Below are 13750 nucleotides of genomic sequence, written 5' to 3' on the forward strand. Positions count from 1 at the left end.
CGCCAAAAGCGCGGCGTTTCAACGATTTTGTCAAACGACAGAATCGTTTTTTTTATGATATATGCTGAGAAAATAATTAAGAAGAAGCCGCTTCCGTACTACTGCCAATCTAACCTAGAGATTCAACAAAATCGTTAAACTTATGAATCTGTGATTTCTGTTAACGTGTCTGGCCATCGTTTTTTAGAGACGAGCGTTTGAAGAAAACGAGGTGAGAAGAATGAAATTTTTTCTGCTTTTTGTTCTAGGAGTATTCGCTGCTCTTTTTTTCTTCGGCTTTCTGTCAAATACAACGAAAACACATAGAGAAAATAAAAGAAGAGGCAGCGAAGTGCTTCCGCCGTTTTATCATGATACTTCATCCAGCAATGATCACAACGATTACTGCGATTTCAGCGGCGATGGCGGTGGAGATAGTGGAGGGGGAGGAGGCGATTGAACGTTCATCAAATGGTATTGGTGGACCCTTGCAACACTTCGCAAGCACCATGCAACCCTTTTTTGAAATCAATTGACTTGTGAGTCAATATTTTTTTATAATTGGATTGACTGGTAAGTCAATTAACACAAAGCCGCCCGAAGGAGTGGGAAGTATGAAAATTGTAGACGTCAAGAATTTGACCAAGACGTATAAAAAAAACAGGGGAATAAAAAACCTTACATTTTCCATTGAAGAAGGGGAAATTTTTGGTTTTATCGGCCCGAACGGAGCAGGCAAGAGCACAACCATTCGAACACTTTTAAATTTCATATATCCGACTAGCGGAAGTGCGACTATTTTCGGAAAGGATATCATCAAACACTCAAAAGAAATAAGACAAAACGTCGGTTATCTGCCGTCTGAAGTCCATTATTATGATGATATGAAGGTGATCGATTTATTAAAATACTCCGCTGGCTTTTACAAAAAATTTGATTCAAAGAGAATGAAAGAACTGGCAGAAAGACTTGACTTGGATCTTAATAGAAAAATTGAGGATCTTTCATTTGGAAACCGAAAAAAGGTTGGGATTGTCCAGGCGCTTTTGCATGAGCCAAAACTTCTAATTTTAGATGAACCGACAGGTGGACTCGACCCGCTAATGCAGAACACCTTTTTTGAGCTTCTTGCGGAGGAAAGAGAGAAGGGGGCAACGATCATTTTCTCCTCCCATATTCTTTCTGAAGTGCAAAAAATGTGTGATCGGGTCGCTATTATTAAGGAAGGGGAGCTTATTAAAGTAGAAACGATTGAAAATCTCACAAAGAACAATTTGAAAAATATCACGATTACTTTTGACCAATCGGGACCAATCGACTTCAATCTGGAAGGAGTAGTTAAGAAAGAGGTAAACGGCAATGAAATGACACTGCTTTACAGCGGGGATATGAAGGCGCTTCTGCATAAATTAAATACTCTGCCGGTTAAGGATCTATTAATCGGAGAACCGACTCTTGAAGAAGTATTTATGCATTACTATGAAAAGTGAGGGAAGGATCGAAAATGATTTTTAAGAGAGAGTTTAAGCGAAATTTAAAATCATTGATCATTTGGAGCATCGTGCTCAGCGGGCTTATTTTATTGACGTTAAGTATTTATCCTCAGTTTGCCGAGCAGCAAAAAGAAATGACCAAACTCCTTGAGGCCTATCCGGAATCGATTAAAAAAGCGTTCGGAATGAATGAGTTAAACATGGGAGATTTGATGGGTTTTTACGGGGTAGAAATTTATATGATGACCACCCTGTTAGGAAGCATATACTCGGCAATCTTTGCATCCAATATTCTGGCCAAAGAAGAAAATGAAAAAACGATTGAATTTTTGTTGTCAAAGCCTGTCACAAGAAGCCGAATCGTAACAGAAAAACTTCTGGCCGTTTTGGTAAATATTTTGATTTTTAACGTAGTTTCAGCCGTAGCAAGCATCATTGGATTTCAATTTGCAAAAGACCCGGATGTTCCGACAGACACATTTAGTTTATTAATCGCCGCAACGATATTGCTTCATTTGACGTTCGGTGCAATTGCGTTTATGTTGTCGTCGATGATGAAAAAAACAAGAAACATCCTTTCGATCTCACTGGGGATTGTCCTAGCTGCCTACTTTATGAATGTGATGGCAGGGATATCGGAAGACTTAGAGTTCCTAAAATATATAAGCCCGTTTAAATATGTGGACGCCGCCTCCATTATTAATGATAACGAGATTGAGCCTTTGTATATCTTTATTATGGCTGCGGTTATTTTGATTAGTATCTTCGCTTCATATATGGTATATAAAAAGAAAGATATTGCAGTCTAATGAAATTAGAGGTGTTAAAATTGTATTCAGCATTTGAAAAGCAGCCTAAAGAGAAAAAAGACTTGATCATCAAAGTGGCCATCGAGGAATTTGTGAAGAATGGTTATGAAAAGACCTCTACAGATGTTATTACGAGACGGGCGGGAATTTCCAAGGGAATCCTTTTTCATTATTTTAAGAGCAAGAAAAACTTATACCTTTATTTAGTGAATTATGTGAAGGACTTTCTGACGGAACTAGCAATGGAAGAAATGAAAAAAATCCAATCTGATGATTTCTTTGAAAGGATCAAAGAAATCGTCCTGTTGAAACAAAAACTAACGGTTCAGTATCTCCAAGAAACTCAGTTTATTACGGATGCCTTTACTAATCCTCCAGTGGCAGTAAAGAAGGAAATGGAAGAAATTATTAAGAAACATTACGAAGCTTATCAGGAAGATTTTTTGCTGAAGCATGTCTATATTAAAGATCTGATCCAAACGGAAAAACTTAGAGAGGATATTTCCGTGGATACCGCGATCCGCATGACCATGTTGATTGCCGAACAGCTGTCTAATAAGTATATGGCTATATACAAAAATAAGCAAATGGATGTCATGAGTGGTGTGGAGTCTTTGATAAGGGAACTGAATGAATATCTTAAGATTATTAAATATGGAATCTATAAACCAGAATAGAGTTTTTGATTTCTTTTCCCGTGGCGTTTTGCTACGGGATTTTTGCATATTATTAATGTTACGCATATAATTTTAAGATTTATTTAAAATTATTTAAAAATAAGACATTATCAAAGTGTATTGCACAATAGATGAATATGTTGTAATCTTTTATTTGTTTTATATAACGAAATACAACTGCTCATCTTCTTATCTAGAGAGGCGGAGGGACTGGCCCGAAGAAGTCTCGGCAGCGGACTCGTTTTCGAGTGCTGTGCCAAATCCAGCAAGCATTGTGCTTGAAAGATAAGAAGGGTTTCTTATATAGATACGTATAAGGCCTCTTCTTATGTTCAGATAAGAAGAGGCCTTTTCTCTAAGTGGAAAGCTCCTTCAAAAAAACATAAAATGAGGTGGAAAGAGTGGAGTTAAGAAAAGGCAATCTGTTTGCGTTATTTCCGTTTGTGATCTTTTTAGTGTTGTTCATTGGCGCAGGCGTGGTTACAGGCGATTTTTATAAATTTCCAGTCATTGTAGCAATTTTGATTGCGGCAAGTATTTCGTTGATGATGAATCGGAAAGAGTCTTTAACGAAGAAAGTGGAAGTGTTCACAAAAGGGGCTGGAAATGCCGATGTCATGTTAATGGTCATCATTTTCTTATTAGCAGGAGCATTTTCGGAAGTAACTAAAAAAATGGGGGCTGTTGAATCAACGGTTAATTTGGCTCTTTCCGTTGTTCCGCAAAATTTATTAATAGCCGGTTTATTTGTCATTGGATGTTTTATCTCTATTTCGATGGGAACGTCCATGGGAACGATTGTAGCGTTAGCGCCGATTGGAGTCGGAATTAGTGAACAAACCGATATTTCTTTGGCATTATCTATGGCAGCTGTCATTGGCGGTGCTATGTTTGGAGATAATCTATCTTTTATCTCTGATACAACGATTGCGGCAGTTCGTACACAAAATACAAGAATGAAAGAAAAGTTTAAGGTGAACTTTTTCATTGTTTTACCAGCGGCAATCATCACCATCGTTCTTTTCTGGGCCATTACTGCTGGAGAGCAAGCGGAAATTACGAATCAATCTTTTCATTGGATGAAAATTTTACCTTACCTTGGTGTATTAATAACAGCATTAATGGGCGTTAATGTACTAGTCGTGTTAGCAGGCGGTATTTTATTAGCAGGAATCATCGGCCTTCTTGATGGAAGCTACAGTGCAATGGGCCTCATTCAAGCCATCGGTGACGGGGTCGCCGGAATGCAGGAATTGTCATTGCTTGCGATCTTAATTTCCGGTATGGTGGAAGTCATTAAACATAACGGTGGAATCGATTATTTACTTCAATTAGTAACAAGAAATGTAAAGTCAAAAAAAGGGGCACAATTCGGTATCGCGGGATTAGTGAGTTTAACCAATCTTTCAACAGCAAACAATACGATCTCCATTTTAATTGCTGGTCCACTTGCAAAAAACATTGCTGATCAATATGACATTGATCCGCGTAAATCTGCCAGCATATTGGATATTTTCTCATGCTGTTTCCAGGGGCTCATCCCATATGGTGCGCAAATGCTTGTGGCAGCAGGTGTTGCTTCCATTTCACCATTAAGTATTTTGCAGTATTCGTTCTACCCATTCTTAATTGGAGTTTGTGGCATGATCGCGATTGTGTTTGACTTTCCAAAATTAAAAACACAAAAAGAAGTAAAGGCAGACTTACAAGCGAATAAAGCGGTATAATGAAAAGGTCTCTGATGTGGAGACCTTTCTTTATAGGGGGGTGACTTAGAATATGATTAACACAAACGGTCGTTTAGAAAGGTGATGAAAAATTGTTCATCCAAAAAGACAACCAAGCAATATCAATGAATGATCTTGTGTGTTAGTATCTAGATGTAAAGTGGGAGAAGAGCTCCTATAAACTATTGCAATCTGGTTTTATTCATTATGAACGCTTTCAGAAACCAAAACCAGTGTGCACAGATTTTTAAGCTGAGAAAGGATGTTCGTCATTCACAATTTTCGCGAGTATTTTATAAAACGTAATTATTCCTATTATCGGGAAGTGAGGGAAAATGAAACCTTTCTTATCGTTGGAGCAGGTCCTGCTGGGATTGGAATGGGGATATTATTAAAGCAGTTAGGGATTAAGAATTTCAGGATTTTATTCACTCTTTTTATCGTTGGTGCACTTCATACGAGGACCGGCAGGCATTAGTGCATACAGCCTTGATTCGTCCGCATCGGACATTTATTCAGATGCCGACATGGTCAGGAGTTTCGTACCGCGTTCGTTCAACGGTATTTCAATTTTTAACACAGGCCATGCCGATCTTTTTGGTGATTTGTTTAATCGCTGGATTGATGGATGTGTTAGAATGAATGGAAAAAGCGGTGTTGTTGTTTACGCCGCTTGTTCGGTGGTTGAATTTGCCGACGGAAGCAGCTGTCGGTCTTGTTTTTTCCATGATTCGCAAAGATGGCATCATATTGTCTAATGAAGGGCATCAAGTATTGTTTTGTTGACGTCAATGTCGACATTTCAACTCTTTCTTGTCGTTTATCTCGCTTTCACTTTCAGTACATGCGCGGTTACCTTTTGGACGATTGCGAAGGAATTAGGGGAGAAGGAGGCGCTGTCATTATCAGGAAAGCAAATGATCACCTCGTTTACATCCGTGCTTCTGCTTTCGATATTGTTCGGTGGACGATGAACTTCGACTTTTGAACAAAAAATGAAACAACAAGAGAAATTTCGAGCGTGTATTCCGTTATTTCAAGCACCGCCAAGATATCATTACAGTTGGCAGAACATAAAGCTTTAACGATGAATGAAATGGCCAAGCGTTTCCGTTTATTCCAGACCTCATTCTAATTATTGGAAGATTTTGCTTGAGGAGTTAGCTAGTAAAGGTCAAGCGCTGCTATTTGTTTTCGTTTGATTATGCAGTCCGGCTGCTTAAGCAGCCCCATTCTCTTCGTAGAACGAGAATACCTTTTATGACTTCAAGCCGATCGATGATTCGATCGGCTTATCATATATCGAAGACTCAACGCATGAATACATTCGTTAGCGTTTCCGCTTGTGAGATGATCGAACCACAGCCAAAATGGTGGCTTCACCACGTAAACAAGTCATGATTGCTCCGCTAAAAAATAAATCTTTTTCACTTTCTCTTTAAACTGTTCAACATGAACAAATCTTGCCTCTCGTAAAACTTCTTTTCCATCGACATATAAAATCAAAACAGGTGCGGTAAATATGGAAAGGTGTCCTGCTATGTTTGGGACATCATCGGCGTTGACAAAGGCCATCTGAATTTTTGGAAATTCCGCCATGACTTTTTTCACTTTTGGCAGCAACGCATGACAAACACCGCAATTTGTTTTCGAGATGTATAAAAATGCTAAATGATGGTTGCTTACGAACTGCTCGATTTCTTCTATGGAAAATAGTTCATTCATTGCATTCAAAGTTCATTTCGTCTCCTTCCATGCTGATTTCCAACAACATTATACTACAGTAAGCTGCAAGAATTCTTATTTCTGATATACTGCAGTCATCTGCTCTGATATTGTTGAAAAGGAGGAGCGCGGCTGTTTGGTTTTTGCTATTCGATTGAACATGCATTCAGCCAGTGAAAGAGCATGGGTTAGAGTAGCCTCGTAGATATGGATTTCATCGCTGTTTATTGCACGCGCCATTATGGGTAAATTTTGAGTTTTTGCTTTGCAACACTTTGATTATAGAAGAATTGTAGAATCAGAGATACAGGTGCTCACTGGCGATGCCATATATCCATTATTTTCGGTCAACTACTGATACGCGGTGCAGGTAACATTAGTTTTATGCACCGCTTGTTCTTCCTCTGTATCGGTGCGAGTGAGGAATTCGTCCGCTGATGGTTGTAACGCCGGAGAATTCGTGATAATGTCCCCTGCCTGGAAGTGGAATAGCCGGTCCGGTAACGCCTCTTATCTCATGCCTATGCCCATCATCGAAGGATGTAAATGTAAAATAACGGTGTGTATGTGGAACACCGCTTGGCGCGGGTTCTGTCACGCCAACATATTGATGTCTATGGCCCGCGTCATAAGAAGTAACCCCGGAGAATTGGTGGACATGCACGGGCCTGCCATCCCAAGTAGTAATATACAGGTTATGGGAGTGATGTGTGTCCGAATCATCGGAATGAACTAAATATCCGCTAACAGGTATCTCCATCGTTTTTCCCCCTTCATTCATTTTCCGTATATCATATGATGATGGGCGTCTAGAAGTTATGGGGGAGTATTGTCTGCCAAACAAAAGAAGAAAGCATAGAAAATGAATTTAAAGCTATCCAAATTGATTGTCCAACTCAATCCGTTTTTTTGGCATCATACCAATTTTCAATGCTACAATATAGAAAAACAGTCGGAATGGACTAGGTCGCATGCTTTAAACACCGACAACATCCTAAGTCTATAGTCGCTTCATTCTGATGGTGAAAAATAGCAAACTAGTTCACGGATAAACCACCAACCCCTTGATATGTGGCGGAGGTGTTTTGGCGTGAATAGTCGGCGGGAGGATGTCAAAGAAATGTGGAAGCGCTTTATTTTTGAAAATGAACTAGATGAAAAGCTTTCCCCCATTGTCAAAGACTCATGGATTCGATCAAAAAAATGGAAGGTAGATCCTTTTCAGCCATATGGCCATATAAAAAAAATCGAAATAGAACGGTATAGAAATCTTATTGATTGGTCCATGCCATTAATGGAAGGACTCTATTCCATCGTAAAGGGATCCGGATTTTTAGTCATCCTTTGCAACGAAGAAGGACAGCTATTAAAATCAATTGGTGATCCCGATACACTAGAAATGGCTGCTAAAATCGGCTTTGTCGAGGGAGCTGATTGGAGCGAACAAACCATGGGCACCAATGCAATTGGAACATCCATTGTTATCGATCAGCCTGTACAAATATTTGCTGAGGAACATTATTCGCAAATATGTCAATCATGGACTTGTTCCGCAGCCCCGATTCATGATTCCAAAGGCAACATTATCGGAGTATTAAATGTCTCCGGCCCATATGAAAAGGTGCATCCTCATACGTTGGGCATGGTGGTTTCAGCAGTCAAAGCCATTGAGTATCAATTGAAATTAAATGAAAATACGGAAAAAAATATCATGATGCAAAGGTTTCTTGAAGCGACAACCAATAATATGAAAGAGGGTATCTTAATTATTGATACAGAAGGAAAAATTATAAAAGCCAATGATCAGCTGAAGAAACTTCTTTGCCTCGATCAATCGCATCTAGAAGGGAAAAAGATCAACGAAATTTTTACAAATAAATCTATTGTTTCGAATAAGCCTGTCTATCTGCAAAACAAGGAACTCCATTTAAAAGTGAAGCCATCAGGAAATATCCATCATGTAATGGTCGATAAAATCCCCATTTATAAAGACAAACGCTGGATTGGTTCGATGATCATGCTGAAAGAAATCGAAAAAGTGCGCCAATTTGTCAATTGTTTATCCGGAAATCAGGCAAAAATAACGTTTGATGATATTATCGGACAGCATCCGCATTTCATTCAAAAACTAAATGAAGCCCAACTTGCCGCAGCAACCGATTCCAACGTTTTAATATTAGGGGAAAGCGGAACGGGAAAAGAAATGTTCGCACAAGCCATCCATAACGCGAGCAAGAGAAAAAACAAACCGTTTATTGCCATCAATTGCGGCGGAATTCCTCGCGATCTTCTTGGCAGTGAACTGTTTGGTTATGTGGAAGGGGCTTTTACGGGAGCCAAAAAAGGAGGAAGCGCAGGAAAATTTGAACTTGCTGATGGCGGAACGCTCTTTTTAGATGAAATTGGTGAAATGTCTCTGGAAATGCAGGTCCTTCTTTTACGAGTCATCCAGGAAAAAGAAGTGATGCGGATCGGCGGCCATAAAGTGATACCAGTGGATGTCCGAATTATTGCAGCCACAAATAAAAATCTCCGCGAGGAAGTCCAAAAGGGAAGTTTCAGGGAAGATTTGTTCTTTCGTCTCAATGTCATGCCGATCACTCTGCCTCCTTTGCGGAAAAGAAAAGAAGATATACCCCTTCTTGTCCATCATTTTGTCGGTAAACTTTGCAAAAAATTAAACAAGCCGTTTCCAGAAATCAGACCAGACTTTTTAGAAGCTCTCATTCAGTACGACTGGCCAGGGAATATTCGGGAATTGCAAAATATACTAGAAAGAACGTTAAACCGAAATACAAAACCAATTTTATCTGCAAAAGATTTACCGGAAGAAGTGTTTCAAATGTTTCCAGGGCAAAAAAGGGAGGAGATGTCGTTACATAGGGATGAGATCAAAAAACAATCTATTATCCAGGCATTACGTTTATGTAACGGGAATATCACGAAAGCAGCCAAACATTTAGGGATTTCCAGAAGCACTTTTTATCGGCAAATGAAAAAATTTAATATTTCCTAATTAAGTAAATAATTGGGCTCTTCACCACAAAATGTACTTGACAATCAGGTTGTTTTCTGATCAAGGGTACAAAAAATGCGAAATTTCCTGTATGGTAAAGGTGACCAAACCATCAACCATGGAGGAAATTTCGCATGCAATCTCAGTTTATCAAAGATTTGATCACTTTACCAGGCTTTCTTATTCATGGAGAACGAAAAGAGGGAGAACGATGGATTTTTGAACTTTCCCTCCCTCCTCATTGTCCGATCTGCCCGACTTGCTTCGGACGGACAACCAAAATATCATCGAAACGAAAACAATGGATTCATGGCTATACAAATACGGTCGGTTTATTTTGGATTGAACTTCCCATAGAAAGACGGCGTTGCCAAGCCTGTTTTCTGACGTTCACCGTTTCTTATCCGGGACTTCCGTCTCACAGTATCGCGACGGAATCGTTTCAACATTGGGTCGCCCAGTTATGCATCGGAAAAACGATTCAAGAAGTCGCTCGCTTGTTACAACTCGCCTATACGACAGTAGAACGCTGGTTTTATCAATATGCCCCGGCTCTTTTACCAACATCGAATCCTACAGTAGTATGTGTGGATGAATTCGCTTTCCGAAAGGGACATGATTACGGAGTAGCGGTGATGGACACACAGACTCGGAATGTCCTTTCCATTGCTTTTGGAAAAAATGAAGAAGCCATTGTGGAGGCGCTTCAACCCGTCGCCTCCAAAGTGAAGTATGTTGTCAGCGACTTGGCTCCTGCCATGAGAAAAGCCATTGAAAAGGTATGTCCAAAAGCCATCCATGTTCTTGACCACTTCCATGTGATTCAGTTATTCACCGATGCACTGGAACGTTGTCGCAAATACCTTGCCAAAGGCGGAACCAAACATGGAAGCGTTCGCCGCGTGTGCCGATGGTTAAGCCAACGTCCAGAAAAATTAACAGAAGAAGAGAGACAGGAAGTTCGACAATGGTGCCAAGAAAGTGCTTATTTACGTGATGTCTATCAAGCACTTCAACATTTCCGTTACGTATCCAAAAGACAAACAAGAAAGCAAGCCGAAACTCGTTTGACCCAATGGTTTGACCGGTACCTTTTTAGCGACTGTGCCGCCGTACGCAGTATTGCCAAGGCACTCATCATCCGAAGAGACGCAGTGCTTTCTTGCATCGTTTTTTCTTACTCAAATGGTCCAATGGAAGGAATCAACAACAAAATAAAATTGATCAAAAGGCGAGGATATGGGTATCGAAATATCCAGCGTTTTACTTTGCGTGTCCGTCTAGAGACCTCTATCACATTTTAACGTAAAAATCAAGTACATCTTTTGGTGATGAACCAAAATATCCTTGTTTAACTAAATTTTTCATATGCTTGCCTATGAGCTCTTCCCTGCGGAAGCCTGTTATTTCCTCATAAGCGGAGTTCACCATTAATGTTTTTCCTTCCTTATCTACTACATAAATTCCATCTGTGGAAAATTCGATGATCGTTTCCATTTGCTTAAAAAGAGAATGATAGTGTTCCATTTCGGATATATCTTGGAGAACGCTGATTGCTCCAACTAATTCGCCATCCCGGTACAAAAGGAGTTCGATTGACGAGACATTGGCGTCCTGCTATGTTCATCTTTACCCCGATCGAGCTTGTTCCGCTCTCTAATACATGAGGAAGCTGGGTGGTTGGGATAAGCTCCCGGATATCTTTTCCTTCCCAATTTTCGTTTTCTATCTGAAGAAGTTTTTTTGCAGAAGAATTAATTAATAAAATTTTCATGTTTCGATCTACCACAATGACCCCGTTATGGATAGAGGAAAAAATGCTTTCCCATATATGAGGATCGATGATTGTTTGTTTCATATAGAGAACCTCCGTAACTTTTTGTTGATGGTGAAAAATTTCAATACATGGTGAAAAAATTCACTATTCATTTATTCAGCATTTATTTAAGATTTCCTTTTTTACGGTGATTTTTTTCACCATTTTATTCAATAATATTCTAAAAATTTTGTATTGTAAGCGTATTTTTATTCTTGGCACGATATTTGCATGTAATAGAAAGTGAATAGAAAGAAAGGGGAGGTGAATATAAAAAATAAAACAACGATTGACGGATGGGGGGATAAGAATGTAAAGAATCTATGAAATGGTGGGATCCTTTTGATGCCAATTATTTATTGTCCTATGCCAAAAGCATACTCAAATCCGGAAAAAATTGAATCACGCGAGACAATGATGACAGTGAGTTTCATGGCAGGACTTGCTTTTGGCATGTAGGTTTGGAATGCAGGCGTTAGGTAGTGCACGCTCTTGCTTATGGGTGCTCCTGTTCATGGAGTAAGCAGCTCTTTGTTGCTCCCTTACGTCATGAAATGGAACAAATAGCTTGTTTGGAAAGATTCCATGATATCGTAGAAGCATTAGGGGGAGAAGTGATGATCAGGCAGCTTATGCAACGATTAAAGTGATGAGCCGTATATGTCGCTATGTGGAAATTCCACAATCTCTGCGTGAATTTCATATTCCGGGACGGCACTGGATGAAATGGCTCAGGAAGCTGCAAGAAACTTGGCTTTTACGAAACAATCCTCGAAAATTATTAAGTGTAAAAGATATACAAAAATATACCGTGCAGTCTATTAAGCAGGAGGGAAAAATAATGAAATGGAAAAATCGTCCGCACGGTGCTGAAACACCGTATATCCCTGCCGGTCCCTTTAAAATACGATTACCGTTTATTCATTATCGGTTTGAATGGCCCGATTATGTCCAAGGTTTGCTCATGTGTGCGGTAGATCTTGGGGCTATTACTCTTTTAACAGACCATTTAGGGATGCCATTTGAAGTGGCATTGGCTGTTGTCATATTGAATGGACTTTTATATTTACTTCATCATCTGCTCGGTGACCCGGTTATTCCAGGATGGGTTACTCCTGCGATTCCTTTAATTGTTTTGTTTGTTAAACAATTTCCTGAAGGTCCGGATCGAGTCTATGCGCTCATCGCATTTCAGCTCACTCTCGGAATTTTATCCATCATTTTGGGTGTAACGGGACTTGCTAGTAAAGTGGTGAGTTTAGTACCGGATGCGATTAAATCAGGTATTATTCTGGGAGCAGGGATCGGAGCTGTCGTATCGATCTTTGAAGAGGGAGGAAAGTTTGAATTATTCCCTTATACGATCACGATTTGTATTGGATTTGCGTTTTACCTTATTTTTTCGAAGCATTTTGAGAGATTAAAACAAAAAAATAAATTCTGGGCATTGTTAGGGAATTTAGGAATATTGCCTGCTATTCTACTGGCTGTTGTTGTAGCCCCTCTTGTTGGGGAAGCGAAATGGCCGGATATTCAATGGGGGTTTAGTAAACCTGATTTTGCGACTCTTTGGGCGGAATATACAGTATTTGGACTTGGTTTCCCGGCATTCTCATTTTTTGTGAAAGCAATACCGGCTGTCCTTGCTACATATTTAGTTGTTTTTGGAGATGTGCTGAAAACGAAAGCCTTACTTTCTGAATCTGATGTAGTACGTACAGATGAGAAGGTTGATTACAATCCGAACCGCGCCCATTTAATTTTCGGGGGCCGCAACATTCTTATGAGTATGATCGGTCCTGATATTACGATGTGCGGACCAATGTGGGCAGCGATGCAAGTTGTGGTGATCGAACGATTTAAAAAAGGGAAAAAAGCAATGCATTCGTTCTTCGGTGGAGCCGGTTCTTTCCGTTGGGGGACAAATACTGGATTATTTTTACTTCCTATCGTAAGTTTAGTACAACCAATTCTAGGGGTTGCGTTATCGCTGACACTATTAGTGCAAGGTTATGTAAGTGTCCGAATCGGCGTCATGCAGGCACGAAGCCAGCGTGATCTCGGGATTGCCGGAGTAGTAGGGGCAATACTAGTAGTGAAAGGTGCAACACTGGCTTTTGCAGCAGGCATTCTTTTATGCATCCTGTTATATGGAAAAGATTTTCTGCGTGGAGAAAATGATCGGATTTTTACCCATCATTCTAATGAAGAAACTGAATACAAAGAAAAGGAAGCGATATGATCAAACAAGGATTGACTCAAGGGGGATGTAGATAAACGGGCAACATTTACTTATGGCTAACTCTTTCGTTGTTCGAAATCCAGCTGCTTTAGAATATGCAGGATAAAGGGTATTTTATGCAGCCAGTTGTGAGTTCTGATGTATACGACTCTCTTAGATATAGATACGTAGACTTGCAAAATAGATGCGTTTACAAGTTTGGTTTGGTCATGATTCTGAACAATTTAAGAAATTCCGTAAATCGACGGAAGGATATTATGAGTAAG

The 13750-nt window shown here is 39.7% G+C and carries 14 protein-coding genes and 1 riboswitch; of the genes, 10 read left to right on the plus strand and 4 right to left on the minus strand.

Features of this window, described 5'->3' with window-relative positions:
- Positions 1–220: 220 nt before the first annotated feature.
- The 7 genes from DER53_RS11610 (at position 221) to DER53_RS11645 (ending at position 5471) form a co-directional block, all read left to right on the plus strand.
- Positions 221–439, plus strand: a complete 219-nt coding sequence (locus DER53_RS11610; protein ID WP_062755323.1) for a hypothetical protein — start codon at positions 221–223, stop codon at positions 437–439.
- Between the two features lie 154 nt (positions 440–593).
- The gene (locus tag DER53_RS11615; protein ID WP_062755321.1) at positions 594–1469 is read left to right on the plus strand and encodes an ABC transporter ATP-binding protein; all 876 of its coding nucleotides are present in this window, start codon (positions 594–596) and stop codon (positions 1467–1469) included.
- A 14-nt stretch (positions 1470–1483) separates the two neighbouring features.
- Positions 1484–2281, plus strand: coding sequence for an ABC transporter permease subunit (locus DER53_RS11620; RefSeq protein ID WP_062755319.1), 798 nt, complete (start codon positions 1484–1486; stop codon positions 2279–2281).
- Positions 2281–2958 (plus strand): TetR/AcrR family transcriptional regulator, encoded by a 678-nt coding sequence (locus DER53_RS11625; protein ID WP_015863723.1) that lies wholly within the window; start codon positions 2281–2283, stop codon positions 2956–2958. The genes DER53_RS11620 and DER53_RS11625 overlap by 1 nt, the downstream gene beginning before the upstream one ends.
- A gap of 186 nt (positions 2959–3144) precedes the next feature.
- Positions 3145–3250: riboswitch (SAM riboswitch) on the plus strand.
- A gap of 109 nt (positions 3251–3359) precedes the next feature.
- Positions 3360–4685, plus strand: a complete 1326-nt coding sequence (locus tag DER53_RS11630) for a Na+/H+ antiporter NhaC family protein (RefSeq protein ID WP_062755317.1) — start codon at positions 3360–3362, stop codon at positions 4683–4685.
- A gap of 477 nt (positions 4686–5162) precedes the next feature.
- Positions 5163–5327: a hypothetical protein gene (locus DER53_RS11640; protein ID WP_156482446.1), complete on the plus strand. Its 165-nt coding sequence runs from the start codon at positions 5163–5165 to the stop codon at positions 5325–5327.
- Positions 5328–5471, plus strand: coding sequence for a hypothetical protein (locus DER53_RS11645; protein WP_156482445.1), 144 nt, complete (start codon positions 5328–5330; stop codon positions 5469–5471).
- A gap of 609 nt (positions 5472–6080) precedes the next feature.
- On the opposite strand, the gene DER53_RS11650 is transcribed toward DER53_RS11645, so the two are convergent.
- Together DER53_RS11650 and DER53_RS11655 are read right to left on the minus strand one after the other, a co-directional pair.
- Positions 6081–6410 carry a thioredoxin family protein gene (locus DER53_RS11650; protein WP_062755459.1) on the minus strand — a complete coding sequence of 110 codons (330 nt, stop codon included), beginning with the start codon at positions 6408–6410 and terminating at the stop codon, positions 6081–6083.
- 382 nt (positions 6411–6792) lie between these two features.
- The gene (locus DER53_RS11655; RefSeq protein ID WP_062755313.1) at positions 6793–7170 is read right to left on the minus strand and encodes a YmaF family protein; all 378 of its coding nucleotides are present in this window, start codon (positions 7168–7170) and stop codon (positions 6793–6795) included.
- A 330-nt stretch (positions 7171–7500) separates the two neighbouring features.
- On the opposite strand from DER53_RS11655, the gene DER53_RS11660 reads away from it, so the two are divergent.
- The gene (locus DER53_RS11660) at positions 7501–9426 is read left to right on the plus strand and encodes a sigma-54-dependent Fis family transcriptional regulator (protein ID WP_062755308.1); all 1926 of its coding nucleotides are present in this window, start codon (positions 7501–7503) and stop codon (positions 9424–9426) included.
- Between the two features lie 134 nt (positions 9427–9560).
- Entirely contained in the window at positions 9561–10730 is a 1170-nt protein-coding gene (locus tag DER53_RS11665; protein ID WP_121910048.1) for an ISL3 family transposase, read from the plus strand.
- Here DER53_RS11665 and DER53_RS17385 read toward each other — a convergent pair.
- Together DER53_RS17385 and DER53_RS11670 are read right to left on the minus strand one after the other, a co-directional pair.
- Positions 10720–10953, minus strand: a complete 234-nt coding sequence (locus DER53_RS17385) for a PAS domain S-box protein (protein WP_240345801.1) — start codon at positions 10951–10953, stop codon at positions 10720–10722. The two genes, DER53_RS11665 and DER53_RS17385, sit on opposite strands and share 11 nt — an antisense overlap.
- Complete coding sequence (locus DER53_RS11670; RefSeq protein WP_062754370.1) at positions 10928–11284, minus strand: PAS domain-containing protein; 357 nt, start codon at positions 11282–11284, stop codon at positions 10928–10930. Before DER53_RS11670 ends, DER53_RS17385 begins: the two co-directional genes overlap by 26 nt.
- 799 nt (positions 11285–12083) lie before the next feature.
- Here DER53_RS11670 and DER53_RS11675 point away from each other — a divergent pair.
- Complete coding sequence (locus DER53_RS11675) at positions 12084–13484, plus strand: hypothetical protein (RefSeq protein WP_062754368.1); 1401 nt, start codon at positions 12084–12086, stop codon at positions 13482–13484.
- Positions 13485–13750 lie beyond the last annotated feature (266 nt).

The sequence above is a fragment of the Parageobacillus toebii NBRC 107807 genome (assembly GCF_003688615.2).
GTDB lineage: Bacteria > Bacillota > Bacilli > Bacillales > Anoxybacillaceae > Parageobacillus_B > Parageobacillus_B toebii.

What these genes read in the sequence shown, in the direction of transcription:
- DER53_RS11610 (WP_062755323.1), top strand. Translation starts at nt 221, where the DNA reads ATGAAATTTTTTCTGCTTTTTGTTCTAGGAGTATTCGCTGCTCTTTTT.
- DER53_RS11615 (WP_062755321.1), top strand. Translation starts at nt 594, where the DNA reads ATGAAAATTGTAGACGTCAAGAATTTGACCAAGACGTATAAAAAAAAC.
- DER53_RS11620 (WP_062755319.1), top strand. Translation starts at nt 1,484, where the DNA reads ATGATTTTTAAGAGAGAGTTTAAGCGAAATTTAAAATCATTGATCATT.
- DER53_RS11625 (WP_015863723.1), top strand. Translation starts at nt 2,281, where the DNA reads ATGAAATTAGAGGTGTTAAAATTGTATTCAGCATTTGAAAAGCAGCCT.
- DER53_RS11645 (WP_156482445.1), top strand. Translation starts at nt 5,328, where the DNA reads ATGGAAAAAGCGGTGTTGTTGTTTACGCCGCTTGTTCGGTGGTTGAAT.
- DER53_RS11650 (WP_062755459.1), bottom strand. Translation starts at nt 6,410, where the DNA reads ATGAATGAACTATTTTCCATAGAAGAAATCGAGCAGTTCGTAAGCAAC.
- DER53_RS11655 (WP_062755313.1), bottom strand. Translation starts at nt 7,170, where the DNA reads ATGGAGATACCTGTTAGCGGATATTTAGTTCATTCCGATGATTCGGAC.
- DER53_RS11665 (WP_121910048.1), top strand. Translation starts at nt 9,561, where the DNA reads ATGCAATCTCAGTTTATCAAAGATTTGATCACTTTACCAGGCTTTCTT.
- DER53_RS17385 (WP_240345801.1), bottom strand. Translation starts at nt 10,953, where the DNA reads ATGGAACACTATCATTCTCTTTTTAAGCAAATGGAAACGATCATCGAA.
- DER53_RS11670 (WP_062754370.1), bottom strand. Translation starts at nt 11,284, where the DNA reads ATGAAACAAACAATCATCGATCCTCATATATGGGAAAGCATTTTTTCC.
- DER53_RS11675 (WP_062754368.1), top strand. Translation starts at nt 12,084, where the DNA reads ATGAAATGGAAAAATCGTCCGCACGGTGCTGAAACACCGTATATCCCT.